Origin of the sequence: Microvirga arvi (assembly GCF_016892765.1) — a bacterium.
GTDB classification, from domain to species: domain Bacteria; phylum Pseudomonadota; class Alphaproteobacteria; order Rhizobiales; family Beijerinckiaceae; genus Microvirga; species Microvirga arvi.
On the sequence record NZ_JAFEMD010000001.1, the window covers coordinates 82973 to 105626 of the forward strand.

General features: G+C 64.7%; 22 protein-coding genes. 13 read left to right on the forward strand and 9 right to left on the reverse strand.

What is annotated here, in order from left to right; all coding sequences use genetic code 11:
- Positions 1–29 precede the first annotated feature (29 nt).
- On the reverse strand, positions 30–974 hold the full coding sequence (gene pip, locus ILT44_RS00430) for a prolyl aminopeptidase (RefSeq protein ID WP_204237576.1): 945 nt from the start codon (positions 972–974) through the stop codon (positions 30–32).
- Positions 975–1144: 170 nt separating this feature from the next.
- Here pip and ILT44_RS00435 point away from each other — a divergent pair, with 170 nt between their 5' ends.
- From ILT44_RS00435 to ILT44_RS00450, 4 genes are all read left to right on the forward strand, one after another.
- Positions 1145–2218, forward strand: coding sequence for an extracellular solute-binding protein (locus ILT44_RS00435; RefSeq protein WP_204237577.1), 1074 nt, complete (start codon positions 1145–1147; stop codon positions 2216–2218).
- Positions 2219–2291: 73 nt separating this feature from the next.
- Positions 2292–3374 (forward strand): ABC transporter ATP-binding protein, encoded by a 1083-nt coding sequence (locus ILT44_RS00440; protein WP_204237578.1) that lies wholly within the window; start codon positions 2292–2294, stop codon positions 3372–3374.
- Positions 3371–4240: an ABC transporter permease gene (locus tag ILT44_RS00445; RefSeq protein ID WP_204237579.1), complete on the forward strand. Its 870-nt coding sequence runs from the start codon at positions 3371–3373 to the stop codon at positions 4238–4240. The genes ILT44_RS00440 and ILT44_RS00445 overlap by 4 nt, the downstream gene beginning before the upstream one ends.
- Positions 4241–4244: 4 nt before the next feature.
- Positions 4245–5084 carry an ABC transporter permease gene (locus ILT44_RS00450; protein ID WP_204237580.1) on the forward strand — a complete coding sequence of 280 codons (840 nt, stop codon included), beginning with the start codon at positions 4245–4247 and terminating at the stop codon, positions 5082–5084.
- 171 nt (positions 5085–5255) lie between these two features.
- Here the strand turns inward: ILT44_RS00450 and ILT44_RS00455 are convergent, their stop codons facing one another.
- The 6 genes from ILT44_RS00455 to ILT44_RS00480 are packed head-to-tail and all read right to left on the reverse strand — an operon-like array spanning position 5256 to position 11582.
- Positions 5256–6323, reverse strand: a complete 1068-nt coding sequence (locus ILT44_RS00455; RefSeq protein WP_204237581.1) for a dipeptidase — start codon at positions 6321–6323, stop codon at positions 5256–5258.
- 36 nt (positions 6324–6359) lie between these two features.
- Positions 6360–7139, reverse strand: coding sequence for an ABC transporter ATP-binding protein (locus ILT44_RS00460; protein WP_204237582.1), 780 nt, complete (start codon positions 7137–7139; stop codon positions 6360–6362).
- 16 nt (positions 7140–7155) lie between these two features.
- On the reverse strand, positions 7156–7992 hold the full coding sequence (locus ILT44_RS00465; protein ID WP_204237583.1) for an ABC transporter ATP-binding protein: 837 nt from the start codon (positions 7990–7992) through the stop codon (positions 7156–7158).
- Positions 7989–8921: an ABC transporter permease gene (locus tag ILT44_RS00470; RefSeq protein WP_204237584.1), complete on the reverse strand. Its 933-nt coding sequence runs from the start codon at positions 8919–8921 to the stop codon at positions 7989–7991. Before ILT44_RS00470 ends, ILT44_RS00465 begins: the two co-directional genes overlap by 4 nt.
- Positions 8921–9979 (reverse strand): ABC transporter permease, encoded by a 1059-nt coding sequence (locus tag ILT44_RS00475; RefSeq protein WP_204237585.1) that lies wholly within the window; start codon positions 9977–9979, stop codon positions 8921–8923. The genes ILT44_RS00470 and ILT44_RS00475 overlap by 1 nt, the downstream gene beginning before the upstream one ends.
- Positions 9980–9986: 7 nt before the next feature.
- Positions 9987–11582, reverse strand: a complete 1596-nt coding sequence (locus tag ILT44_RS00480; RefSeq protein ID WP_372441092.1) for an ABC transporter substrate-binding protein — start codon at positions 11580–11582, stop codon at positions 9987–9989.
- 214 nt (positions 11583–11796) lie between these two features.
- Between ILT44_RS00480 and argH the strand changes: the two genes are divergently transcribed.
- The 3 genes from argH (at position 11797) to ILT44_RS00495 (ending at position 14101) form a co-directional block, all read left to right on the forward strand.
- Positions 11797–13197: an argininosuccinate lyase gene (gene argH / locus ILT44_RS00485; protein ID WP_372441093.1), complete on the forward strand. Its 1401-nt coding sequence runs from the start codon at positions 11797–11799 to the stop codon at positions 13195–13197.
- 176 nt (positions 13198–13373) lie between these two features.
- On the forward strand, positions 13374–13808 hold the full coding sequence (locus ILT44_RS00490; protein WP_204237587.1) for an Hsp20 family protein: 435 nt from the start codon (positions 13374–13376) through the stop codon (positions 13806–13808).
- 26 nt (positions 13809–13834) lie between these two features.
- The gene (locus ILT44_RS00495) at positions 13835–14101 is read left to right on the forward strand and encodes a BQ00720 family protein (protein ID WP_204237588.1); all 267 of its coding nucleotides are present in this window, start codon (positions 13835–13837) and stop codon (positions 14099–14101) included.
- Positions 14102–14123: 22 nt separating this feature from the next.
- Here the strand turns inward: ILT44_RS00495 and ILT44_RS00500 are convergent, their stop codons facing one another.
- A complete protein-coding gene (locus tag ILT44_RS00500) occupies positions 14124–14879 on the reverse strand; it encodes an alpha/beta hydrolase (protein ID WP_204237589.1) in 756 nt (251 codons plus the stop codon).
- 113 nt (positions 14880–14992) lie between these two features.
- On the opposite strand from ILT44_RS00500, the gene ILT44_RS00505 reads away from it, so the two are divergent.
- The 6 genes from ILT44_RS00505 (at position 14993) to pheT (ending at position 21390) form a co-directional block, all read left to right on the forward strand.
- The gene (locus ILT44_RS00505) at positions 14993–16207 is read left to right on the forward strand and encodes a glycosyltransferase family 4 protein (RefSeq protein ID WP_204237590.1); all 1215 of its coding nucleotides are present in this window, start codon (positions 14993–14995) and stop codon (positions 16205–16207) included.
- Positions 16208–16343: 136 nt separating this feature from the next.
- Positions 16344–16865: a translation initiation factor IF-3 gene (gene infC / locus ILT44_RS00510; RefSeq protein ID WP_239467806.1), complete on the forward strand. Its 522-nt coding sequence runs from the start codon at positions 16344–16346 to the stop codon at positions 16863–16865.
- Positions 16866–17065: 200 nt separating this feature from the next.
- On the forward strand, positions 17066–17266 hold the full coding sequence (gene rpmI / locus ILT44_RS00515) for a 50S ribosomal protein L35 (protein WP_204237592.1): 201 nt from the start codon (positions 17066–17068) through the stop codon (positions 17264–17266).
- Between the two features lie 42 nt (positions 17267–17308).
- Complete coding sequence (gene rplT, locus ILT44_RS00520) at positions 17309–17677, forward strand: 50S ribosomal protein L20 (RefSeq protein ID WP_204237593.1); 369 nt, start codon at positions 17309–17311, stop codon at positions 17675–17677.
- A gap of 194 nt (positions 17678–17871) precedes the next feature.
- Positions 17872–18954, forward strand: a complete 1083-nt coding sequence (gene pheS / locus ILT44_RS00525; protein ID WP_204237594.1) for a phenylalanine--tRNA ligase subunit alpha — start codon at positions 17872–17874, stop codon at positions 18952–18954.
- A 12-nt stretch (positions 18955–18966) separates the two neighbouring features.
- Positions 18967–21390: a phenylalanine--tRNA ligase subunit beta gene (pheT, locus tag ILT44_RS00530; protein WP_204237595.1), complete on the forward strand. Its 2424-nt coding sequence runs from the start codon at positions 18967–18969 to the stop codon at positions 21388–21390.
- A 139-nt stretch (positions 21391–21529) separates the two neighbouring features.
- Here the strand turns inward: pheT and ILT44_RS00535 are convergent, their stop codons facing one another.
- Positions 21530–22306: a HesA/MoeB/ThiF family protein gene (locus ILT44_RS00535; RefSeq protein WP_204237596.1), complete on the reverse strand. Its 777-nt coding sequence runs from the start codon at positions 22304–22306 to the stop codon at positions 21530–21532.
- Positions 22307–22654 lie beyond the last annotated feature (348 nt).

Consider the following 22654-nt stretch of genomic DNA (forward strand, 5'->3'; position numbering starts at 1 on the left):
TTGTGAGAGGCCGAATGTGTCGCGAGGGATCACTCCCTCGCAAACGCATCCGTCGCTTCGATCAGATGATGCGTGATGCCGGGCTCGCTCACCGCGTGGCCCGCATCGGGCACCATGATGAACTGCGTTTCGGGCCAGGCCTTGTGCAGGTCCCAGGCGGTCTTCGGCGGCGTGGCGACGTCGTAGCGGCCCTGAATGATCACGCCCGGAATGCCTTTCAGGCGATGGGCGTTGCGGATGAGCTGCCCCTCCTCGAACCAGCCCTCGTTGACGAAGTAATGGTTCTCGATCCGGGCGAAGGCGATCGCGTAGTGCTCGTCCCCGAACTGGTCGCTGTAGCCCTGGTTGTGCAGGAGGGTGATCGTCTCGCCCTCCCACAGACTCCAGGCGCGTGCAGCCTTGGCCTGGACGGCCGGATCCGGGTCGATCAGGCGCTTGCGATAGGCTGCCATGAGATCGCCGCGCTCCGCTTCAGGGATCGGGGCGAGGAAGCCCTCCCACTTGTCGGGGAAGATCCAGGAGGCGCCCTCCTGATAATACCAGAGCAATTCGGAACGGCGTAAAGTAAAGATCCCGCGCAGAACGAGTTCGGTCACGCGCTCGGGATGCGTTTCGGCATAGGCGAGCGCGAGCGTCGAGCCCCAGGAGCCGCCGAACACCATCCACTTGTCCACACCGATCATCTCGCGCAGGCGCTCGATATCGGCCACCAGATGCCACGTGGTGTTGGCCTCAAGGCTGGCATAGGGGGTGGACCGCCCACATCCGCGCTGGTCGAACAGCAGGATGCGATACTTTTCCGGATCGAAAAGTTGCCGCTGGGTCGGCGTACAGCCGCCGCCCGGACCGCCATGGAGGAAAACCACGGGTTTGCCGTCCGGATTGCCGCACAATTCCCAATAAACGCGGTGCCCGTCGCCCACATCGAGCATGCCGTGATCGTAGGGTTCTATTTCGGGGTAGAAGGTGCGCATCGTAAGGGCTCCAGCCGGGCTAAGCGTACCCATAGCGAGAGAAAAAGTCCTTGTCAGCCTGCGGCCTCGATTCGTGAGCCGGCTTAAAACCACTGGCGCGTCGTGCAACTGTCATATAGTTTTGCAACTGGGGAACATGGGTAAAAGCCCAACCACACTGGAGGACGAGGATGTTGACGAAACGCGCTGGCCTGAAGCTGGCTACGGCTCTTGCCGCTCTTATGGTCGTCGGATCGGCTGAGGCCGCCGAGAAGCTGCGGCTCCTGACCTGGGCCGATTACGTTCCGAAGGACGTGATGGAGCAGTTCACTAAGGAGACCGGCATCGAGGTCGAGGTCACGCTCTCCAACAACGAGGAGATGATCTCGAAGCTCCGCGCGACGCAGGGCGCCGGCTTCGATCTGGTTCAACCGAGCCAGGACCGCATCGCTGGCCCACAGGCGGAGTTCGGCATCTACAAGCCGCTCGACATGTCCAAGATCAAGTCCGACCAGTTCATCGCCTCCATGCTGGAAGCGACCAAGAAGAACACCACCGTGGACGGCAAGGTCTATGGCGTTCCGCACATCTGGGGCACGGACGGTCTCATCGTGAACACGAAGGCGGCTCCGAAGGTCGCCGACTACAACGACCTCTGCGATCAGGCTCTCGCCGGCAAGACCAGCTTCCGCTCCAAGCGTCCGGCCCTCATCGCCTTCGCCTTCGCCAACGGCATGGATCCCTTCGCCTCCTATGGCGACGCCAAGGCCTACACGGCCATGATGGAGAAGGTCGGCGCCAAGCTCGCCGAGTGCAAGAAGACCGTGAAATTCTTCTGGGACGGCAAGGACCAGTTGCTCAACGCCCTGCGCTCCGGCGAAGTGGTGGCCGCCATGGCCTGGGATACGGGCGGCTGGAAGCTGAATTCCGAGAACGCCGACATCAAGTTCATCGCGCCGAAGTCGGGCGCGCTGGGTTGGGTCGACACCTTCGCGATCCCCGCCAAGGGCCGCAACGACGACGCTGCCTACAAGTGGATCAACTTCAACATGAAGCCTGAGATCGCCGCGAAGGTCGCTGCGACCGCCGGCAACTTCACGGCCTCGAACGGCGCCGACAAACTCATGCAGGGCAAGCTGAAGGACCAGTTCGCCGAGAGCTTCCCGAAAGCCGCCATCGACAACATCAAGTGGTATCCGGCCGTGCCGGCCGGCATCGAGGAGATCGAGGGCAAGATCCTCGACCGTCTGAAGGCCGGTTCGTAAGCCTCCATTCGATTGCCAACATCCCCCGGCTTGTCCGGGGGATGCCTGTTTCTATGCTTGTTCCGGCAGCGTTATGGCACATTCAACCGACCTTGATATCGTCAACGTCACCAAGCGCTTCGGTGCTCATGCCGCCGTCGATGACGTGAGCTTCAGCGTCGCTCCCGGCGAGTTCTTCTCGATCCTCGGTCCCTCAGGGTGCGGCAAGACCACTCTGATGCGCATGATCGCGGGATTCGAGCATCCGACCTCCGGCGACATCCGCATCCGCGGGAAATCGATGATCGGCGTTCCTGCCAACAAGCGCCCGGTCAACATGGTGTTCCAGAGCCTCGCGCTCTTTCCGATGATGAGCGTCGGCGAGAATGTCGCTTACGGGCTCACCTGCCGCGGCGTGTCCCGCGCGGAAGCCGAGGAACGTGCTCACCGCATGCTGGAGCGCGTCGGCCTCAAAGGGTTCGGAGAGCGCCGCGTGACGGCGCTTTCGGGCGGTCAGCGCCAGCGCGTGGCGATCGCCCGCTGCCTCGTGCTCGAGCCCACCCTCGTGCTGCTCGACGAGCCGCTCGGCGCACTCGATCTGAAGCTGCGCGAGCATATGAAGATCGAGCTCAAGCAGCTGCAGGGCACGTTCAACACCACCTTCGTGTACATCACGCACGACCAGTCCGAGGCGCTCGTCATGTCCGACCGGATCGCCGTGATGAACCAGGGGAAGTTCGAGCAGGTGGGAAGCCCGCGCGAACTCTATCACAACCCGGCGACACCGTTCGTTGCGAGCTTCGTCGGCGAGACGAACCGCTGGCAGGGTGAGGCGGCGTCCGCCTCGAACGGCGCCATTTCGGTGCGCCTGCCATCCGGTGCCGTGGTGCAGGGGCAGGGCCGGGCTGGCCAAGGCGCGCTCGCCTTCGTGCGTCCCGAGGCTGTGGCGCTGGCGCAGGATTCCGGGGCGCTGGGCAATCTGCCCAACCGCTTCGAAGGCCGCGTCTCGGCCGTGCTGTTCGACGGCGCCGCTTCGAGCCTCCTGATCGACACGGTTGGCTTCGAGCAGCCGGTGCGCGCCGTGCTGCCGCAAGTTGGCCCGCTTGCCGGCATCGAGGTCGGCGCGCCGGTCCATGTGGGCTGGACGGCCGATGCGATGAAGGTCTTCGCCGCATGACCATGAGACCGGCGCAGCGCCTCGCGCTTTTCCTGCTGCTCGCGCCCGCCATCCTGTGGCTCGGGCTTCTCATCGTGCTGCCGCATGTGGAGATCCTGATCCTCTCCTTCAGCGAACGGGTGGCGCCGCGGGTCTACGCCTTCGGCGTCGGCAACTATCTGGAGTTCTTCACCGAGCCGCTCTACTGGCGCACCTTCGCGCGTACGGCTTTCATGTCGATCCTCGTGACGGCGCTCACCCTCGTGCTCGCCTTTCCCATTGCGCTCTACATCGCCCGCGTGGCGCAGGGACGGCTCAAGGCGATGCTGCTTCTCCTGTGCCTGCTGCCGTTCTGGGTGTCGGAGCTCGTGCGCACGCTCGGCTGGATGATGCTGCTGCGCGAGACGGGCGTGATCTCGTACGCGCTGCGCTCGGTCGGCCTCGCTAATCAGCCGGTGGAGCTTCTCTACAACGACGGTGCGGTGATCCTCGGTCTCGTCTATGGCGGTCTGCTCTTCATGATCGTGCCGCTCGCCAACGCGCTCGAGAGCCTGGAGCCTGCGGTGGTCGAAGCCGGATACGATCTCGGCGGCAGCCGCTGGACGGTGCTGCGCCGGATCGTCATCCCCCATGCCATGCCGGGCATCGTGGCAGGCTGCATCATCGTATTCATGCTCACCGTCGGCAATTTCGCGACCCCGGTGCTGCTCGGCGGCAAGAACGGGCTGTGGTTCACCGAGCAGATCTACGCGCAGTTCATCACCCGCTTCAACTGGCCTCAAGGCGCGGCCTTCGGCATGCTGCTCCTGCTGCTATCCTCGGCAATCGTGTGGCTGGGCCTGCGCCTGACGGGCCAGAGCCTCGGCACCACCCTGAAGCAGGCCTGACGCCATGAACCGTCCGTCCCTCGCCTGGAAGCTCTACATCGCGGCGTTCTACCTCTTTCTGTTCGCCCCGCTGATGATCGTGGCGATCTTCGCCTTCAATGCGAGCCCGTTCCCGTCACCGCCGTGGCGGGGCTTCGCGCTCGAGTGGTTCACCGGGTCGGGCACCGTCTTCGGCAAGCCGGGCGTGCTGGTGGATCCGATCTGGTTGAGCAGCATCGGCAACAGCTTCAAGGTCGCCATTCCGGTGGCGCTGCTCGCCGTGCTTCTCGGCACCGTGAACGCCTGGGTGCTGGAACGCGCCGAGTTCCGCGGCAAGACGTTTCTTGCGATGATGATGCTCTGGCCCCTCGTCATCCCCGGCGTGGTTCTCGGCATCTCGATCCTGGCCTTCTTCTCACGGCTGGCGAACGGGCTTGAGGACTGGCTTCAGACCGATCTCGATTTCCTGCGCCCGGGCCTGGGACTCGTGGTGCTCGGTCAGCTCTCCTTCATCCTGACCATCACGACTCTCATCATCGCCGCGCGCCTGCGCAAGTTCGACCGCTCGCTGGAGGAGGCTGCCTTCGACCTCGGCGCCACCCGCATGCGGGTGCTGCGCACGGTCACGCTGCCTTTTCTGTGGCCTGCGCTCATCGGCGCCGGTCTCGTGGCACTGCTGATGTCGTTCGAGAACTTCAATACGACGCTAATGCTGGTGGGCTCCGAGGCGCCGCTGCCGATCACCATGTACGGCCAGATGCGCGAAGGCGCGTCGCCCGCGATCAATGCCGTGAGCTTGCTGCTGATGCTCGGCGTCGGCGGCATCGCCGGTGTGTTTGCGCTGACGTCGAAGGCGGAGCGGTAAGTTAACCCTCCACGTCATCACCGGCCTTGTATCGGTGATCCCGATCGCTGAAGCGCCGCGCTTTTCCTAATAGAGATGGCCGGGACGAGCCCGGCCATGACGTGAAGGATGCCATCCCGGACGGCGAAGCCGAGCCGGGATGACCAAAGAGAGATGTTCGGACCAAAAGTCTCACCCTCCCCAGGTGCGCTCCAGAACGTTCATCCAGTTCTCGTAGCAGAGCTTGCGTAGGGTCGCCTCGTCGTAGCCGTGGCGGCGCATGGCGTCGACGAGGCGGGGCAGGCCGGTGACGTCGCCGATCTCCGCCGGAATCGTCGCGCCGTCGAAGTCGGAGCCGAGGCCGACGCCGTCCACGCCCACATGCTCGATGAGATGATCCATGTGGCGGATCATCTCCTCCAGCGGCGTATCTTCGTTGCGCATGCCGTCGGGGCGAATGAAAGAGGTGGCGAAGTTCACGCCCACCATGCCGCGGCTCTCGCGGATGGCGCCGAGCTGCTTGTCCGTGAGGTTGCGCGAGTGCTTGCAGATCTCCCAGGCATTGGAATGCGTGGCGACGAGCGGCGCATCGGAGAGCCGCGCCACGTCCCAGAAGCCCTTCTCGTTCAGATGCGAGAGATCGATCATGATCTTGAGGCGGTTGCAGGCACGTACCAGCTCGATGCCCCGATCCGTCAGGCCGGGTCCCGTGTCGGGCGTCGAGGGATAGCGGAACGGCACGCCATGGCCGAAGATGTTGGGCCGGCTCCAGACCGGACCGATGGAGCGCAGGCCGCTCTCGTAGAGCACATCCAGCATGTAGAGATCGGGGTCGATGCCCTCGGCGCCCTCGATGTGGAGAATCGCCGCGAGCTTTCCCGTGTCGATGCAGTGGCGGATATCGGCCGCATTGCGGCAGATCTTCACCTCGCCGTTCGAAGCGCGCTCGATCCGGATCAGGAGGGCGGCCATGTGCGCGGTCACCTGCTGGCTCGTCGGAAGCGCGAGCTGAGAGGGGAGCGGCACGTCGTAGTGCGAATGAGTCATGAGCTCATCCACATCGATGCCCAGGCTCTCAGAGGGCACGTAGACGGCGAAGAAGCCGCCGACGAAGCCGCCCTGCTTCATGCGCGGCCAATCGAGATGGCCGATATTGTCGCCTTCCAGAAAGGCCTGCTCGGGCTGGATCTTGCCGCGCATCAGGCGCAGCAGCACGTCGTTGTGACCGTCGAAAACAGGCATCAAAGAAGAGTGGGGCATCTTTTCACATCAAAAGGTTGGACGTCGGAAGGACTGTCAACCGGCCAGAGCCTGGGCCGGTTGCGAGGCAACGCGCGTGAAGCCCTGGCTCGCCTGGATCAGGGCCTGAGTGTAGCCGTTCGAGGCTGCGCCCGAGCGCAGCGACTCCGCCAAGGTTTCCTCGACCGCCTCGCCGTTGCGCATGACGAGAAGGCGCTCGCACAGATGGGCGACGACGGCGAGGTCGTGACTCACCAGGATGTAGGTCAATCCTAAGCGCCGGCGCAGGTCGTCGAGCAGGTTGAGGATTTCCGCCTGCACGGAGGCGTCGAGCGCCGAGGTCGGCTCGTCGAGGAGCAGCACTTTCGGGCGCAGGATCAGCGCGCGGGCGATCGCGATGCGCTGGCGCTGGCCGCCCGAGAGCTGGTGCGGATAGCGGAAGCGGAAGGACGGGCCGAGACCCACTTCGCGCAGGGCCTGCAGGATGCGCGCCTCGGCATCCTTCTCGCCGTGGATGGCGAGCGGCTCGGACAAGGTGCGGTCGACCGTATGGCGCGGATGCAGCGAGGCGTAAGGGTCCTGGAAGACCATCTGCACCGTGCGGTAGAACGCCTTGCCGCGCGGCGTGGTGACTGCCTGTCCATCGACGAGCACGCGGCCGTCCGAAATCGGCGCAAGCCCGCAGATGGCGCGCAGCACCGTGGACTTGCCGGAGCCCGACTCGCCCACGAGTCCATAGGCCGCGCCGGGCTCCACGTGGAAGCTCACGTTCTTGACGGCATCGACCCGGAGGCGGCCCGTGCCGTAGACGACATTGAGGTTTTGAATATCGAGCATGGTTCCTGCACCCAGCTTACAAGGCCCACGAAGGGTCGCGGTTCAGGGTGGGGAGCGGACGCACGTCGTCCGCCAAAGTCGGCAGGCAGCGCATCAGCCCCTGGGTATAGGGATGCTGCGCCTCCCGTAGATTCTTCGCTTCCAGCTCCTCGACCACGCGGCCCGCATACATCACCAGCACGCGGTCGCAGAAGGACGAGACGAGCTTCAGGTCATGCGAGATGAAGATCAGCCCCATGCCGCGCTCGGTGACGAGCTCATCGAGAATGCGCAGCACCTCCATCGAGACGGTCACGTCCAGTGCCGAGGTTGGTTCGTCGGCGATGAGCATGTCGGGATCGGTGACCAGCATCATGGCGATCATGGCGCGCTGTCCCATGCCGCCGGAGACCTCGTGCGGGTAGAGCGAGAACACGCGGCCGGGATCGCGCATCTTCACCGCTTCGAGCATGGCGAGCGCCTTGTCGCGCGCCTCGTTGCGGCTGGCCTTCGCATGGGCCTGGTAGGCCTCGATGATCTGCTCGCCGATGGTCATGACCGGATTCAGCGAATATTTCGGATCCTGCATCACCATGCTGATGCGCCCGCCGCGCAAGGTGCGCAGCGTGCGCTTCGAGGCGGTGAGCAGGTCGATCCCGTCGAAGGCGAGGCGCTTGGCCGTCACCTCGCCCGGGGGCGGCGTGAGGCCGAGGATGGCGCGGCCCGTCTGCGACTTGCCGGAGCCCGACTCGCCCACGATCCCGAGGCGCTCGCGGCCGAGCTGGAACGACACGCCACGCACCGCTTCCACAATGCCGGTGCGCAGGTGGAAGCGGACGCGCAGATCTTCGACGTCGAGAAGCGGCGTGGTCATTTGGCGGCCTTCGGATCGAGAACGTCGCGCAGGCCGTCGCCGAGCAGGTTGAAGCCGAGGCTCACCACGAAGATGGCGATGCCCGGCATGGCGGCGACCCACCATTGATCGATGAGGTAGTTGCGGCCCGTGGCAACCATCGCGCCCCATTCCGGCGTCGGCGGCTGTGCGCCGAGGCCGAGGAAGCCGAGGCCGGCTGCGGTCAGGATGATGCCGGCCATGTCGAGCGTTACGCGCACGATGAGCGAGGAGAGGCAGAGCGGCACCACATGGCCCAGGATGATGCGCGGCGTCGACGCGCCCTGGAGCTTCACCGCCGCGATGAAGTCGCTGTTGCGGATCATCAGGGTCTCGGCGCGCGCGATGCGGGCGTAAGGCGGCCAGGAGGTGATGGCGATCGCGATGACCGCGTTCTCGATGCCGGGGCCCAAGGCCGCCACGAAGGCGAGCGCCAGGATCAGGCGCGGGAAGGCCAGGAAGATGTCGGTGGTCCGCATCAGGACCGTATCGACCCAGCCGCCGAGATAGCCGGAGACGGTGCCGACCAGGAGCCCGATGGGCGTCGCGATCAGGGCCACCAGCACGATGACGAAGAGGGTGATGCGCGAGCCGTAGATGATGCGCGAGAAGATGTCCCGCGCCTGATCGTCCGTGCCCAGCCAGAAGGTCGCGCTCGGCGGCAGCAGGCGCTGCGTGCGCAGATCGCCGCCCGCCACAGGCGAGTAGGGTGCGATCACATCGGCGAAGATCGCGACGAGGACCAGCAGCACGACGACGCTGAGGCCCACCACGGCGAGCGGGTTCCGGGTGAAGGCCCGCCAGCCGAGATAGAAGCGGCCGAGACGGGCCTGCCAGCGGGAGTTCGGCTCTGCGGAGAGAAGCCAGGCCCGGAGGCTTGACGGTTGTTCAGCAAGAGGGGCGCCGGCCATCAGCGGGTCCTCGGATCGAGCAGGCGGTAGAGCAGGTCGGAGACGAGATTGAGCAGCACGAAGACGGCCCCGATCACGAGGGTTCCGCCGAGCACCGCGTTCATGTCAGCGTTCTGCAGGGAATTGGTGATGTACTGGCCCAGGCCAGGCCACGCGAAGACCGTCTCGGTGAGCACCGAGCCTTCGAGCAGGTTGGCATAGGAGAGGGCAATCACCGTGATGAGGGGAACCGCCGCATTGCGCAGGGCGTGGCGCCAGATCACGCGCATCTCGGACAGGCCCTTCACTCGCGCCGCGATCACATATTCCTGCGCCAGTTCGTTGAGCATGAACGAGCGCGTCATGCGGCTGATATAGGCGAGCGAGAAATAGCCGAGGAGGCAGGCAGGCAGGATCACGTGCGAGACCGCATCCCAGAATGCGTCCCATTGCCCCTGCATGGCGGTGTCGAGAAGCACGATGCCCGTGAAGGGCGTGTAGAGATAGGAATAGGTTACGTCGATACGGCCCGGTCCCGCCACCCAGCCGAGCTTGGCGTAGAACAGCAGGAGACCCATGAGGCCGAGCCAGAAGATCGGCACCGAATAGCCGACGAGGCCGAGGACGCGCACGAACTGGTCGATCAGCGTGCCGCGCTTCACGGCGGCGAGAACGCCGAGCGGAATGCCGATGATGACGCCGATCAGCGTGCCGAGCGTCGCGAGCTCCAGCGTGGCAGGAAACACATTGGCGATGTCCGTCATCACCGGGTTCGTGGTGAGAACGGAATTGCCGAAATCGCCGGTGGCGGCCTTCTTCACGTAGATGACGAACTGCTCGATCAGCGGACGGTCGAGGCCGAGTTCCGTCCTGACGCGCTCGTAGACATGGGCCGGAGCGCGGTCGCCGACGATGGCGATGACCGGATCGATCGGCACGACGCGGCCGATGAAGAAGGTGACGGCGACGAGCCCGAGGAGGGTCGTCATCAGGACGATGACGAACTGGGCGAGTTTCTTAAGGAAGGAGCGGAGGGCACTGCCGTGCCCTCCGCCCCCGTTCATGACTGCTGAGACCATCGAGATGTCAGTTCTTCTTTGCCTGAGACACGTCGTTGTCGCTGAAGGACGGGCCGAGGACGAAGTTGTCCACGTTCTTGCGCACGGCCGCAACTTCCGTCTGCTGCAGGAAGATCACGAACGGGCCGTCGTCGAGAACCGACTTCTGCAGCTCTTTGTACATCTGAGCGCGCTTCTCGGCGTCACGCTCCATCACGGCAGCGCGAGTCTTGGCAGTCAGCGGGCCCGGATCCCAGGCATTGCGCCAGGCGAGGGGCTTCGCCTTCGCATTGTCCGAGTTGTCGTCGTTGGCAGCAAAGGTATCGGCATTGGAGTTCGGGTCCTGATAGTCCGAGCCCCAGTTTCCGATATAGATGTCGTGCTGGCGGGCGCGGTACTTGGTCAGGGCCTGCTTCGAATCCATCGGGAGGATCTCAAGCTTGATGCCGGCCTGCGCGAAGGTCTGCTGCATCGCCTGGGCGACGCCGGTGATCTCGGCGGTGGAGCGGGTGTCCATCGTGACCGAGAAGCCGTCCTTCAGACCAGCCTTGGCAAGGAGTTCCTTCGCCTTGGCGACGTCGAGCTTGTAGGGGTTGGAGGTCTCGGCGCCGAGATAGCCCTTGGGCAGGAAGTTCTGGTGAACGTCGCCCTTGTTCTTCATGATCGTGTCGGCGATCGCCTGGTAGTCGATGAGGTACTTCAGGGCCTGGCGAACCTCGGGCTTGGCCAGGTTCGGGTTCTTCTGGTTCAGGCCGAGATAGTAGACCGTTCCCTTCGGGCCGCTCTGGATCTTGATGTCCGGGTTCTTGGACACCGCGGCGATCTCTTCCGGATTGAGGCTGCGGGCCACGTCGATGTCGCCCTTCTCGAGCAGCAGGCGCTGGCTCGCGGTCTCCTTGATATGGCGGAAGATCACGCGGGCGAGCGGGGTCTTCTTCTCGTAATTCGGGTTGCGCTCGAGGACGAGGACCTCGTTGGCCTTCCAGTCGCGCATGATGTACGGGCCGGAGCCGGCATACTTGGTCTTCAGCCAGTTATAGCCGTAGTCGCCGTCCTTCTCGTTCTGGACCAGCAGCTTCTTGTCGACGATCGAGGCGACGGAGTTGCCGAGGCAGTAGAGAACCAGGGTCGGCGCATAGGCCTTGTCGACCTCGAAGGTCATCTCAAGCGGGCCGGTCTGCTTGACCTTGTCCTTCACGTTGTCCTTCGTCAGGCCGAACTGGCCCAGGATGAACGCCGGGGACTTGTCGAGGGCCACGGCGCGGTGGATCGAATACACCACGTCCTCGGCGCTGAGCGGGTTGCCGGAGGCGAACTTCTTGTTCGGCTTGATCTTGAACGTGAAGGTCTTGCCGTCCGGGGAGACGGTCCAGGACTCGGCGACCTGTCCGGAGATCTTGGACACGTCCTTGATGTCGTAGGTGATCAGGCGCTCATAGGTGTTGCCGATGATCTCGGACGCGCTGAACTCGAACACCTCGGCCGGATCCAGCGAGATGATGTCGTCGCTCTGCCAGGCCTGGACGAGGGTGTCGGCTGGCGTAGCTGCCTGTACGGCAGCGAAAGAGGTTGCCATGGTCGCCACCATGGCAGCAGATAGGAGAAATTTCGGAAGTCGCTTCATTTGGCCATTCCCTTACAGCGCTCGGAGCGCTTTTGTTGCGCCAGTATGAATGCAAATCACACAAGCGATGTCGAGTCTAGCAACTGGTTTTAAACTGGCAAACGTTGTGCAGTCTTTAGTTCAGCCTGCCTATGAGTGGTGCATCGAACCGGGTTGGCCTCAGGGGGCAAACTGTGGCAAAGGCTGCCCGACCCTCTTGATCGGATGAAGCACAGTGTCTGAAGAAGCCAAAAAACCGGGTGCCAACACCATGTGGGGCGGGCGGTTCTCGTCCTCGCCCAGCGCGCTCATGGAGGCCATCAACGCCTCCATCGACTTCGACAAGCGTCTGGCCTCCCAGGACATCCAGGGCTCCATCGCCCACAGCGCCATGCTCGCCAAGCAGGGCATCATCGCCGAGAGCGATCGGGATGCCATCCACCAGGGGCTCCAGCGGGTGCTGGGCGAGATCGAGTCCGGCTCCTTCACCTTCTCCACCGCGCTCGAAGACATCCACATGAACGTGGAAAGCAGGCTTCGCGAGATCGTCGGCGATCCGGCGGCCCGCCTCCACACCGCCCGCAGCCGCAACGACCAGGTCGCCACGGACGCCCGCCTCTGGGTGCGCGAGGCCCACGACCGAGCGGACGAGCAGCTCACCAGCCTGATCAAGGCGCTCCTCGACAAGGCCGAGGCCCATGCCGCCACCGTGATGCCGGGCTTCACCCATCTCCAGAGCGCCCAGCCGGTGACCTTCGGGCATCACCTCATGGCCTATGTGGAGATGTTCGGCCGCGACCGCGGCCGCATCCGCGATTCCCGCAGGCGCCTGAACGAGTGTCCTCTTGGGGCCGGCGCGCTCGCCGGCACGTCCTTCCCGATCGACCGGCACATGACGGCGAAGGCGATGGGCTTCGACGGCCCGACCCGCAATTCGCTGGACACCGTCTCGGATCGGGACAGCCTTTTGGAGTTCATGGCAGCGGCTTCCATCAGCGCCGTGCATCTGTCGCGGCTGGCGGAAGAAATCATCATCTGGATGTCGGCCCCCTTCGGCTTCGTGCGCCTGCCCGACCGCTGGACCACCGGCTCCAGCATGATGCCGCAGAAGCGCAACCCGGACGCCGCCGAACTGGTGCGCGGCAAGACCGGGCGCGTCATCGGCTCCCTCCTCTCGCTGCTCACCGTCATGAAGGGCCTGCCGCTCGCTTATTCCAAGGACATGCAGGAGGACAAGGAGCAGGTCTTCGATGCGGCCGATACCATCGAGATCGTGCTTGCCGCCACGACGGGCATGATCCGGGACCTGGAGCCGGTGCCGGAGCGCATGGCGGCGGTGGCCGGGGCCGGCTTCTCCACGGCGACGGACTTGGCCGACTGGCTCGTGCGCAGCCTCAACATCCCCTTCCGGGATGCCCACCACATCACCGGGCGGATCGTCTCCGAAGCGGAAAACCGGGGCTGCTCCCTGGAGGAGTTGCCGCTGGACGCCATGCAGGCCGTCGAGCCCAAGATCCACAAGGGCATCTACGACGTGCTCGGCGTCGAGAACTCCGTCCGGTCGCGGACGAGCTTCGGCGGAACGTCTCCCGTCCAGGTGGCCGAGCAGATCGCCTGGTGGCGGGAGCGGGTCTAGGCCGAAACGGCGCGTTTACCTTGGCGCGGACCCCAGGCGGAGCGGCTTTGCAGGGGTCTTGATAGGGCGGGGCGCCGTATCCATATTGCTGACAGCGGCTCGGTTTCGAGCCACTTGAGTGCCGCATCAGCGGGCTCAACAACCAACCGAAGTGCCTCTAACCTTGGGCTTCGAATATGTCGCGTCAGTCGCCCTTCGGGCATCCGTTTCTGTTAGGCTTCGATGAGATCGAGCAGGCGCTCGATCGGGTCGCCAAGGCAGCAGGGGACGGCTACCCGCCCTACAATATCGAGCGTCTGGCTCGTACCGAGCACGCCCCCGAGCGCCTCCGCATCACCCTGGCCGTTGCCGGTTTCACCCGGGACCAGCTGGAGGTGACCCTGGAGGAGAGCCAACTCGTCATCCGGGGGCGCCAGTCCGACGACAAGACAAGGCACTTCCTACATCGCGGCATTGCCGCCCGTCAGTTCCAACGCACCTTCCTCCTCGTCGATGGCATGGAGGTCATGGGTGCGGATTTGTCCAACGGCCTTCTGTCGATCGATCTCGTCCGGCCCGAGCCGGAGCGGATCATCCGCAAGATCGACATCAGCGCCCCGGACAATGTGTGACGGCATCGTTCGATAAGGAGATGTCCATGAACTTCGAGATCAAGAACCACCACGAGCCGGTTATCGACGTGTCGGAGCTAGCCGCCCTGGGTCTTGGCCAGATGGCCTATGTGAAGCCGCTGGAATCCGATGAGGTCGCCCGGCTGTTCCCCCAGGCTCCCAAGCTCCAGCCCGGCATGCGCCTCTTCGCGCTCCTGTCCGCCAGCGGCGAGCCCATCCTGCTGACCGACAACCACGACGCCGCCGTGGCCAATGCCTGGGCACACGACCTGACGACGGTGAGTCTCCACTAAGGCTCACCGCCTCACTACTTCCCTATGCGATTGCCGCGACGGCCGCGATCAGCCGCTCGATATCCTCCGGCCGGGAGAGCCGATGGTCGCCGTCCTTGATCAGAGTCAGCGATACGCTGTCTCCCGGCAGGTGCTCAACGAGTTCCAGCGCATGGCTCCAGGGCACATCCGGATCCTCCATCCCCTGCAGGATATGGACCGGGCAGCCGGTCTGGATCGGCCCGTCGAGGAGGAGGTGGTTGCGTCCGTCCTCGATCAGCTTCCAAGTGATCGGGTAGGGATCCTCCGAGTAGGCGGAAGGGCGGTGATAGACGCCAGTCTCCTGAACGCTCTGCCTCAGATCCTCGGGAAAACGTCCCCACATCAGCCGCTCGGTCATGTCCACGGCCGGAGCGACGAGCACCATTCCTGCGGGGGCGAGATCCGGCCGCTTCTCCATGAGATGGCGCACGGCCAGAAGGCCGATCCAGCCACCCATGGACGAGCCGACGAGGATCGGACGCTCACGGACGAACCCTTCGATCACGGCGAGCGCATCCTCCAGCCAGCGGGAGATCGTGCCCTCCTCGAAGACGCCGCCCGACTCGCCGTGACCGCTGTAGTCGAAGCGCACGAAGGCGCGGCCTGACCGTTCCGCCCATTCGTCGAGTGCGGTCGCCTTGGTCGCCCGCATGTCGGACTTGAAGCCGCCGAGCCAGACTACAGGCGGGCCCTTGCCCTCCCGGGCGAGAACGGCGATGGGGCGGGCATCCTGGCCGACCGTGACGCTTTGCGGCATGGTTAACTCATCCTCAACTGCTTTGAAGCAAGCGTTCATAGACGATTCTTTTGGACGATTCTTTTGAGAAGGCTCTGACTTCCGTGAGTTTTTCATCGCGACCCGGCGGAGGGATGGCATTTCCGTCCTCGCACGTGCACCCGCTGGCGGGCAGGACCATTCTCCAAATCGTCCCCGAACTGGAGGCGGGCGGGGCGGAACGCACCACCGTCGATATCGCCGAGGGGCTGGTCCATGCCGGCGCCCGCGCCCTGGTGGCCACGGAAGGCGGCCGGCTGGTGGGCGAGCTCCAGACTAAGGGTGGCATCTGGATTCCCTTTCCGGCGGCTTCGAAGAACCCGTTTTCCATGCTCCTCAATGTGCGCAAGCTCGCCCGGATCTGCCATGACGAGCGGGTTTCGCTCGTCCATGCCCGCTCCCGGGCCCCGGCCTGGGTGGGTCTGGGCGCCGCACGCTCCCTCAATATTCCGTTCGTGACGACCTATCACGGCAGCTATTCCGGCCGCTCCTCGGTGAAGGTCCTCTACAACTCGGTGATGGCCAGGGGTGATGCGGTCATCGCCAACTCCCGCTACACGGGTGAGCTGATCCGCTCCGTCTATCCCCAGTCCGGCGAGCGCATCCGCGTGCTCCACCGGGGGACTGACTTTTCGGTTTTCTCTCCCCATGCGGTGGCGCCGGAGCGCATCGAGGCCCTGCGCAAGGCCTGGGAGGTGGCGCCACACGAGCGGGTCGTGCTGCTCGCCGCCCGCCTGACCGGCTGGAAGGGCCAGAAGGTGCTGATCGAAGCGGCCGCCAAGCTGCGGGACGCCGGTCTCACCGACGTCGCCTATATCCTTGCCGGTGATCCGCAGGGGCGGGACTCCTACGTGAAGGACCTCGACGCCATGATCGAGGCCAAAAAGCTGAAAGGCATCGTGCGGCGGGTCGGTCATTGCACCGACATGCCGGCGGCCTTCCTCGCGGCTTCCGTCGTCACGGTGCCGTCCACCGAGCCCGAGGCTTTCGGCCGCTCGGCCGTGGAGGCGCAGGCCATGGGAACGCCGGTGGTCGTCTCCGATCTCGGCGCCGTGCCCGAGACAGTCTTGTCCCCGCCGGCCGTCCCGCCGCATGAGCGCACGGGCTGGCGCATTCCGGCCGGCAATGCGGACGCGCTGGCCGAGGCGGTCGGTGCCGCGCTCAGCCTTGGGGCCAGCGCGAGAATCGCTTTGAGCGCCAGGGCCCGAGCCCATGTGGAGCGCCATTTCTCGCTCGAGCGCATGGTATCGGGCACTCTGGATGTCTATTCCGCCCTCCTGGAGGGTCGTTTTACCCATAGAACAAGTTGACTTCCCGCGCGTTTGCGCGAAATGTCGAATCATTCGCGGCAAGGCTGAGCATGCACAGCAGGGATCCCTTGGGATCTCCGATCCCCAGCCTAGCCCTCAACAGGAGATACGAGCCATTCGCAGACCAATGAGAGCCATGCCGGTGCCGCAGAAGGACGGACCGCGCGCCAACCGAGACATTCGCGGTGTTCGCGAAGTGCAGCTGATCGACGATACGGGGCAGAACCGAGGCGTGATGGCCTTCTTCGACGCCCTGAAGGTTGCCGAAGAGGCAGGCCTCGATCTCGTGGAGATCTCGCCGAACGCCACCCCTCCCGTCTGCAAGATCCTCGATTACGGCAAATTCCGCTTTCTCGAGCAGAAGAAGGCCGCCGAGGCCCGCAAGAAGCAGAAGACGGTCGAGGTCAAGGAAATCAAGCTGCGTCCCGGCATCGACGACCACGATTACGAGGTCAAGATGAAGGCGATGAAGGGCTTTTTCGAGGAAGGCAACAAGGTGAAGATCACCCTGCGCTTCCGCGGCCGCGAAATGGCGCACCAGTCGCTCGGGTTGAAGGTTCTGGACCGGGTCAAGGCCGATGTGGGCGATCTCGCCAAGGTCGAGATGGAGCCGAACTTCGAGGGCCGTCAGGTCGTCATGGTCCTGGCGCCGCGCTAAGAGGCTCCTCCAATGGAGAAATTCATGGCCACCAGCACCCTGGTGGCCATTGCTTTTGGGGCCGCCTTCTGTCATAAGGCCGCCTTCATCGAACCGCCCGGCTGTTAGGGCTGCCGTGGCGGTTCGTTTTGCTCAATGCAGCAATGAAAAGGCCGAAGGGCGGCTTTGCCGCTTTAGAGGCCTGTCCAAAGGAGAGCCAAATGCCCAAGCTGAAGACGAAGTCGGGCGCGAAAAAGCGCTTCAAGATCACTGGCACCGGCAAGGTCGTTTACGCCCAGGCCGGCAAGCGCCACGGGATGATCAAGCGGACCAACAAGCAGATCCGCAACCTGCGCGGCACCACGACCATGTTCGAGGGCGACGCGTACAACGTGAAGAAGTTCTTCCTGCCGAACGGCTAAGGCGGTTCTTCCCACATCCCGGATTTTGAAGGAGTTTTTTAAATGGCCCGCGTCAAACGTGGCGTAACGTCCCACGCCAAGCACAAGAAGGTCCTGAAAGCCGCCAAAGGCTTCTACGGCCGTCGCAAGAATACCATCCGCATCGCCAAGCAGGCGGTCGACAAGAGCATGCAATATGCTTATCGCGACCGTAAGAACAAGAAGCGCACCTTCCGCGCTCTCTGGATCCAGCGCCTCAACGCCGCTGTCCGCCTGCACGACATGACCTATTCCCGATTTATCGACGGTCTCGGCAAGGCTGGGATCGAGGTCGATCGCAAGGTCCTGTCCGAGATGGCCATCCACGAGCCGGCGGCCTTCGCCGCTTACGTGGAGCGCGCCAAGGCCGCCCTGCCGCAGCAGGCAGCCTAAGTCGGATAGACTTGAGCTCCGGTGCGGCTGGCCTTCAGCCGCACCGCCTTATTCCCCCCTTCTCCGAGACCATCCGCGCTGACGGCTGAATCGAGCTGTCGGCAGCCATTTCGCGGCTCGGAAGACTTGACGGTTCCCGCGCCGCGCCTCACTCAAGGCGCCTGTATTTGGCGCTTGCATCTGGCCAGGGACCGATGAACGATCTCAACCAACTCGAACGTGACCTGCTCTCCCAGGTCGAAGCCGCCGGCGACGAGGCGGCTCTGGAATCCGTGCGCGTTTCCGCGCTCGGCAAGAAGGGCTCGGTCTCTGACCTCCTGAAGACCCTCGGCGCCATGACGCCCGACGAGCGGAAGGAACGCGGACCGCTCATCAACGGCCTGCGCGACAAGGTGCAGGGCGCGATTGCGACCAGGAAGGAAACGCTCGCGGAAGCAGCGCTCGAAGCCCGTCTCTCCGCCGAGCGCATCGACGTGACGCTCCCCGTGCCGGAGGCGCCCGAATCCCGCGGCCGCATCCACCCGATCAGCCAGGTGATCGAGGAGCTGACGGCGATCTTCGCCGATATGGGCTTCTCCGTGGCCGAGGGACCGGATATCGAGACGGATTATCTCAACTTCACGGCGCTGAACTTCCCCGAGGGCCATCCCGCCCGCGAGATGCACGACACCTTCTTCCTCGCCCCCGACGGGAAGGGCAAGCGCAAGGTGCTGCGCACGCACACCTCGCCGGTCCAGATCCGCACGATGACGTCGCAGAAGCCACCGATCCGCGTGATCATTCCGGGCCGGACCTACCGTCATGATTCCGACCAGACCCACACGCCGATGTTCCACCAAGTGGAGGGCCTCGTCATCGACAAGCAGGCCAACATCGCGCACATGAAGTGGGTGCTGGAGGAGTTCTGCAAGGCCTTCTTCGAGGTCGAGCAGGTGAAGATGCGGTTCCGCCCGTCCTTCTTCCCCTTCACCGAGCCCTCGGCCGAGGTCGACATCCAGTGCTCGCGCAAAGGCGGCGAGATCCGCTTCGGCGAGGGCACGGACTGGCTCGAGATTCTCGGCTGCGGCATGGTCCATCCGAACGTGCTGCGCAATTGCGGGCTCGATCCGGACGAGTACCAGGGCTTCGCCTGGGGCATGGGCATCGACCGCATCGCCATGCTGAAATACGGCATGCCGGACCTGCGCCCCTTCTTCGAGGCCGATGTGCGCTGGCTGAACCATTACGGCTTCCGCCCGCTCGACATTCCGAGCCTCGTCAGTGGATTGACTTCCTAAAGGAGAGTACCAATGAAATTCACCCTCTCCTGGCTGAAGGATCATCTCGACACCACAGCCTCCTTCGACGAAATTGTCGAGACGCTCACCCGCATCGGCCTCGAGGTCGAAGGGGTCGAGGACAAAGCGAAGGCGCTGGCGCCGTACAAGGTCGCCTATGTGATCTCCGCCGTGCAGCACCCCAATGCCGATCGCCTGCGCGTGTGCATGGTCGATACGGGCGAGGGCGACCCGATCCAGGTCGTGTGCGGCGCGCCCAACGCCCGCACCGGCATGAAGAGCGTGTTCGCGCCGCCCGGCACCTACATCCCGGGCAAGAACATCACGCTCGGCGTCGGCACCATCCGCGGCGTCGAGAGCGCGGGCATGCTGTGCTCAGGCTCGGAACTCGAGATCTCCGACGATCACGATGGCATCATCGATCTGCCGGCGGATGCGCCGGTGGGGCAACCCTATGCGACCTATGCCGGCCTCGACGATCCGGTGATCGAGATCAACCTCACGCCGAACCGTCCGGACTGCACCTCGATCCACGGCATCGCCCGCGATCTCGCAGCCGCCGGGCTCGGCACGCTCAAGGGCGATGCCGTTGCCCCTGTTCAGGGCAAGGGCGACTGCCCGGTCTCGGTGACGCTCGATCTCGCGCCTGGCGACGAGAAGCTCTGCCCGGCATTCGCATTGCGCCTCGTGCGCGGCGTGAGGAACGGCCCGTCGCCGGAATGGATGCAGCGCCGGCTGCTCTCCATAGGCCTTCGCCCGATCAACGCGCTCGTCGACATCACCAACTACATCACCTTCGACCGCGGCCGTCCGCTTCACGTGTTCGACCTGAAGAAGGTGAAGGGCAACCTCACCGTCCGCCGGGCGAAGGAGGGCGAGGAGGTGCTGGCCCTCGACGGGCGCACCTACAAGCTCGATCCCGGCACCGTGGTCATCGCCGACGAGAGCGGTGTCGAATCCATTGCCGGCATCATGGGCGGCGAGCATTCCGGATCGGACGAGACCACCACGGACGTGCTGATCGAATCCGCGCTCTGGGATCCGCTCAACATCGCGCAGTCGGGCCGCAGGCTCGGGATTATCACCGATGCGCGCTACCGCTTCGAGCGCGGCGTCGATCCGGCCTTCACCGTGCCGGGTCTCGATCTCGCCACGCAGATGGTGGTCGACCTCTGCGGCGGTGAGCCGACGCAGGCCGTGGTCGCCGGCAGGGTGCCGGAGGAACGTCGCGTCATCGCGTTCCCCTGGTCCGAGGTTCCGCGCCTGTCCGGTCTCGACGTGCCGCCTGCGGAAGCCGAGGCGACCCTGAGGAAGCTGGGCTTCGCCATTCAAGGCTCGGGCGAGCGTGTCAGCATCACGCCTCCCTCCTGGCGGCCCGATGTCGAAGGCAAGGCCGACCTCGTCGAGGAGGTCATCCGCATTGCCGGCCTCGACCGCATCGAATCCACACCCCTGCCGCGGCTGGAAGCTGCGGTGGCGAAGCCCATTCTGACCCTGATCCAGAAGCGCACCCGGCTCGCCCGCCGTTCGCTGGCCGTCCGCGGACTGGTCGAGGCCGTCACGTGGTCCTTCATCGCGAAAAGCGAGGCGGAGCTGTTCGGCGGCGGCGATGCGCGGCTGGCGCTTGCCAATCCGATTACGTCCGAACTGTCCGACATGCGTCCAAGCCTGCTGCCGGGCCTTCTCAAGGCGGCGCAGCGGAATGCGGATCGTGGGTTCGGTGACGTGGCCCTCTTCGAGGTCGGCCAGACCTTCGCGTCGGACGAGCCGGAAGGTCAGTCCACCAAGGCGGCCGCCGTCCGTCGCGGCACGGCGCGGGCTGAGGGCGTGGGCCGTCACTGGAACGGCGGGGCTCAGGTCGTCGATGCCTTCGACGCCAAGGCGGATGTGCTGGCGCTGCTCGCAGCGCTCGGTATCCCGGCCGGCGGACTCCAGATCGTCGCCGGCGGCCCAGCCTGGTTCCATCCCGGTCGTTCGGGCACCCTGCAGTTCGGGCCGAAGAACGTGGTCGGCGCCTTCGGCGAGGTTCACCCGAAGGTGTTGAAGGCCCTCGACCTGAAGGGTCCGCTGGTCGCCTTCGAGCTCAACCTCGACGCGCTCCCGCCGCCCAAGGCGAAGCCGACCAAGATGAAGCCGAAGCTGAACCTGCCCGACTTCCAGCCGCTCACCCGCGACTTCGCCTTCGTGGTCGGCCGCGACGTGGCCTCCGGCGACATCGTGAAGGCGGCACAAGCGGCCGAACGCCAGCTGATCGTGGGCGTCGACGTGTTCGACATCTATGAGGGCACCGGCATCGACCCGGACAAGAAGTCGGTCGCCATCGCCGTCACGCTGCAGCCGACCGAGAAGACGCTCACCGACGTGGAGATCGAGGCGGTATCCGCCAAGATCGTCGGCGAAGTGTCGAAGAAGACCGGCGCGGTGCTCCGGGGATAAGACGCATAACCCTCCCCCTTTGCGGGGGAGGGTGGCGAACAGAGTGAGCCGGGAGAGGGGGCGTCATCGGTCTCGCACCGCCCCTCTCCCGACCCTCGCTGACGCGAGGGCCACCCTCTCCCGCAAACGGGAGAGGGTTTTAGCGCGGCGTTCCGCTCAACGGATTTCCCTCATCCCACCCGTAGCGGAACATGTCGAAGCGCATGGAGCGCGCATCGACCATCAGAAGACGCCCGACGAGGCTCTCGCCGAAGCCGACGATCTCCCGGATCACCTCCATCGCCATCAGGCTCCCCATGACGCCGGCGAGCGCCCCGAGGACTCCGGCCTCGGCGCAGGTCGGGATCGCGCCCGACGGAGGCGGGGAGGGAAAGAGGCAGCGATAGGTGGGGTTCGGCCGGCCGTCCGGGCCGGTCTCATGGGCCCGGATCGTGGTGAGCGAGGCGTCGAACTGCCCGAGCGCCGCCGTCACCAGGGGCCTCTTCTCGAGGAAGCAGGCATCCGAGACCGCATAGCGGGTCACGAAGTTGTCCGAGCCGTCGGCGACGATGTCGTAGCCGCGGATCAGCTCCCGTGCATTCTCGGGCGTCAGGCGGATGGGGTGGGTCTCGACCGTCACGTGGGGATTGAGCCGTCCGATGGCATCGGTGGCGCTTTCCACCTTAGGGCGCCCGATATCGGGGGTCCCGTGGATCACCTGCCGCTGGAGGTTCGAGAGGCTTACCGTATCGTCGTCCGCGATGCCGATGGTGCCGATCCCGGCAGCGGCCAGATACTGGATCAGGGGCGCGCCCAGGCCCCCGGCGCCGATCACGAGAACGCGAGCGCGTTTAAGCTTCTGTTGCCCCGGTCCTCCCACGTCCCGGAGAACGAGGTGGCGGGCATAGCGATCGATTTCATCCGGTGTCAGGGACATGCTGCGACCTTACGGGAATGGCGCCCGCTATCAACCATTCCGTCGGCATCCGACCCAAAAGCGGGAGGCCCTTTTGGGATCCATCGGATGCTTCGATTTGGGGTAGAGCTGTTTCCACTGACATGGACTCATCTCTCTTCTTTGGCTTGCCGCATTTTTTGACGGCGAACCGGATCCACTTCGCCGAAAAATGCTCTAACGCATCGTTCTTTCAAAAAACCGGGGCCACTTTTCCACGATGCGTTAAGGAAATAACATGCCGTCTTGACAGAGGCCTTGGCGTCGTGACCCTTGCCGTGCCATCGTCATGGGGCAACCGGCAAACAAGCCGGCGTCTAACAGGGAACA

Coding starts and splice junctions, on each gene's coding strand:
- ILT44_RS00535 (WP_204237596.1), bottom strand. CDS start 22,306: ATGTCCCTGACACCGGATGAAATCGATCGCTATGCCCGCCACCTCGTT.
- ILT44_RS00505 (WP_204237590.1), top strand. CDS start 14,993: ATGGCATTTCCGTCCTCGCACGTGCACCCGCTGGCGGGCAGGACCATT.
- pheT (WP_204237595.1), top strand. CDS start 18,967: ATGAAATTCACCCTCTCCTGGCTGAAGGATCATCTCGACACCACAGCC.
- rpmI (WP_204237592.1), top strand. CDS start 17,066: ATGCCCAAGCTGAAGACGAAGTCGGGCGCGAAAAAGCGCTTCAAGATC.
- ILT44_RS00490 (WP_204237587.1), top strand. CDS start 13,374: ATGTCGCGTCAGTCGCCCTTCGGGCATCCGTTTCTGTTAGGCTTCGAT.
- ILT44_RS00475 (WP_204237585.1), bottom strand. CDS start 9,979: ATGGTCTCAGCAGTCATGAACGGGGGCGGAGGGCACGGCAGTGCCCTC.
- rplT (WP_204237593.1), top strand. CDS start 17,309: ATGGCCCGCGTCAAACGTGGCGTAACGTCCCACGCCAAGCACAAGAAG.
- ILT44_RS00500 (WP_204237589.1), bottom strand. CDS start 14,879: ATGCCGCAAAGCGTCACGGTCGGCCAGGATGCCCGCCCCATCGCCGTT.
- ILT44_RS00455 (WP_204237581.1), bottom strand. CDS start 6,323: ATGCCCCACTCTTCTTTGATGCCTGTTTTCGACGGTCACAACGACGTG.
- pheS (WP_204237594.1), top strand. CDS start 17,872: ATGAACGATCTCAACCAACTCGAACGTGACCTGCTCTCCCAGGTCGAA.
- ILT44_RS00460 (WP_204237582.1), bottom strand. CDS start 7,139: ATGCTCGATATTCAAAACCTCAATGTCGTCTACGGCACGGGCCGCCTC.
- ILT44_RS00440 (WP_204237578.1), top strand. CDS start 2,292: ATGGCACATTCAACCGACCTTGATATCGTCAACGTCACCAAGCGCTTC.
- ILT44_RS00435 (WP_204237577.1), top strand. CDS start 1,145: ATGTTGACGAAACGCGCTGGCCTGAAGCTGGCTACGGCTCTTGCCGCT.
- ILT44_RS00445 (WP_204237579.1), top strand. CDS start 3,371: ATGACCATGAGACCGGCGCAGCGCCTCGCGCTTTTCCTGCTGCTCGCG.
- ILT44_RS00470 (WP_204237584.1), bottom strand. CDS start 8,921: ATGGCCGGCGCCCCTCTTGCTGAACAACCGTCAAGCCTCCGGGCCTGG.
- infC (WP_239467806.1), top strand. CDS start 16,344: ATGCCGGTGCCGCAGAAGGACGGACCGCGCGCCAACCGAGACATTCGC.
- ILT44_RS00495 (WP_204237588.1), top strand. CDS start 13,835: ATGAACTTCGAGATCAAGAACCACCACGAGCCGGTTATCGACGTGTCG.
- ILT44_RS00450 (WP_204237580.1), top strand. CDS start 4,245: ATGAACCGTCCGTCCCTCGCCTGGAAGCTCTACATCGCGGCGTTCTAC.
- ILT44_RS00480 (WP_372441092.1), bottom strand. CDS start 11,582: ATGAAGCGACTTCCGAAATTTCTCCTATCTGCTGCCATGGTGGCGACC.
- ILT44_RS00465 (WP_204237583.1), bottom strand. CDS start 7,992: ATGACCACGCCGCTTCTCGACGTCGAAGATCTGCGCGTCCGCTTCCAC.
- pip (WP_204237576.1), bottom strand. CDS start 974: ATGCGCACCTTCTACCCCGAAATAGAACCCTACGATCACGGCATGCTC.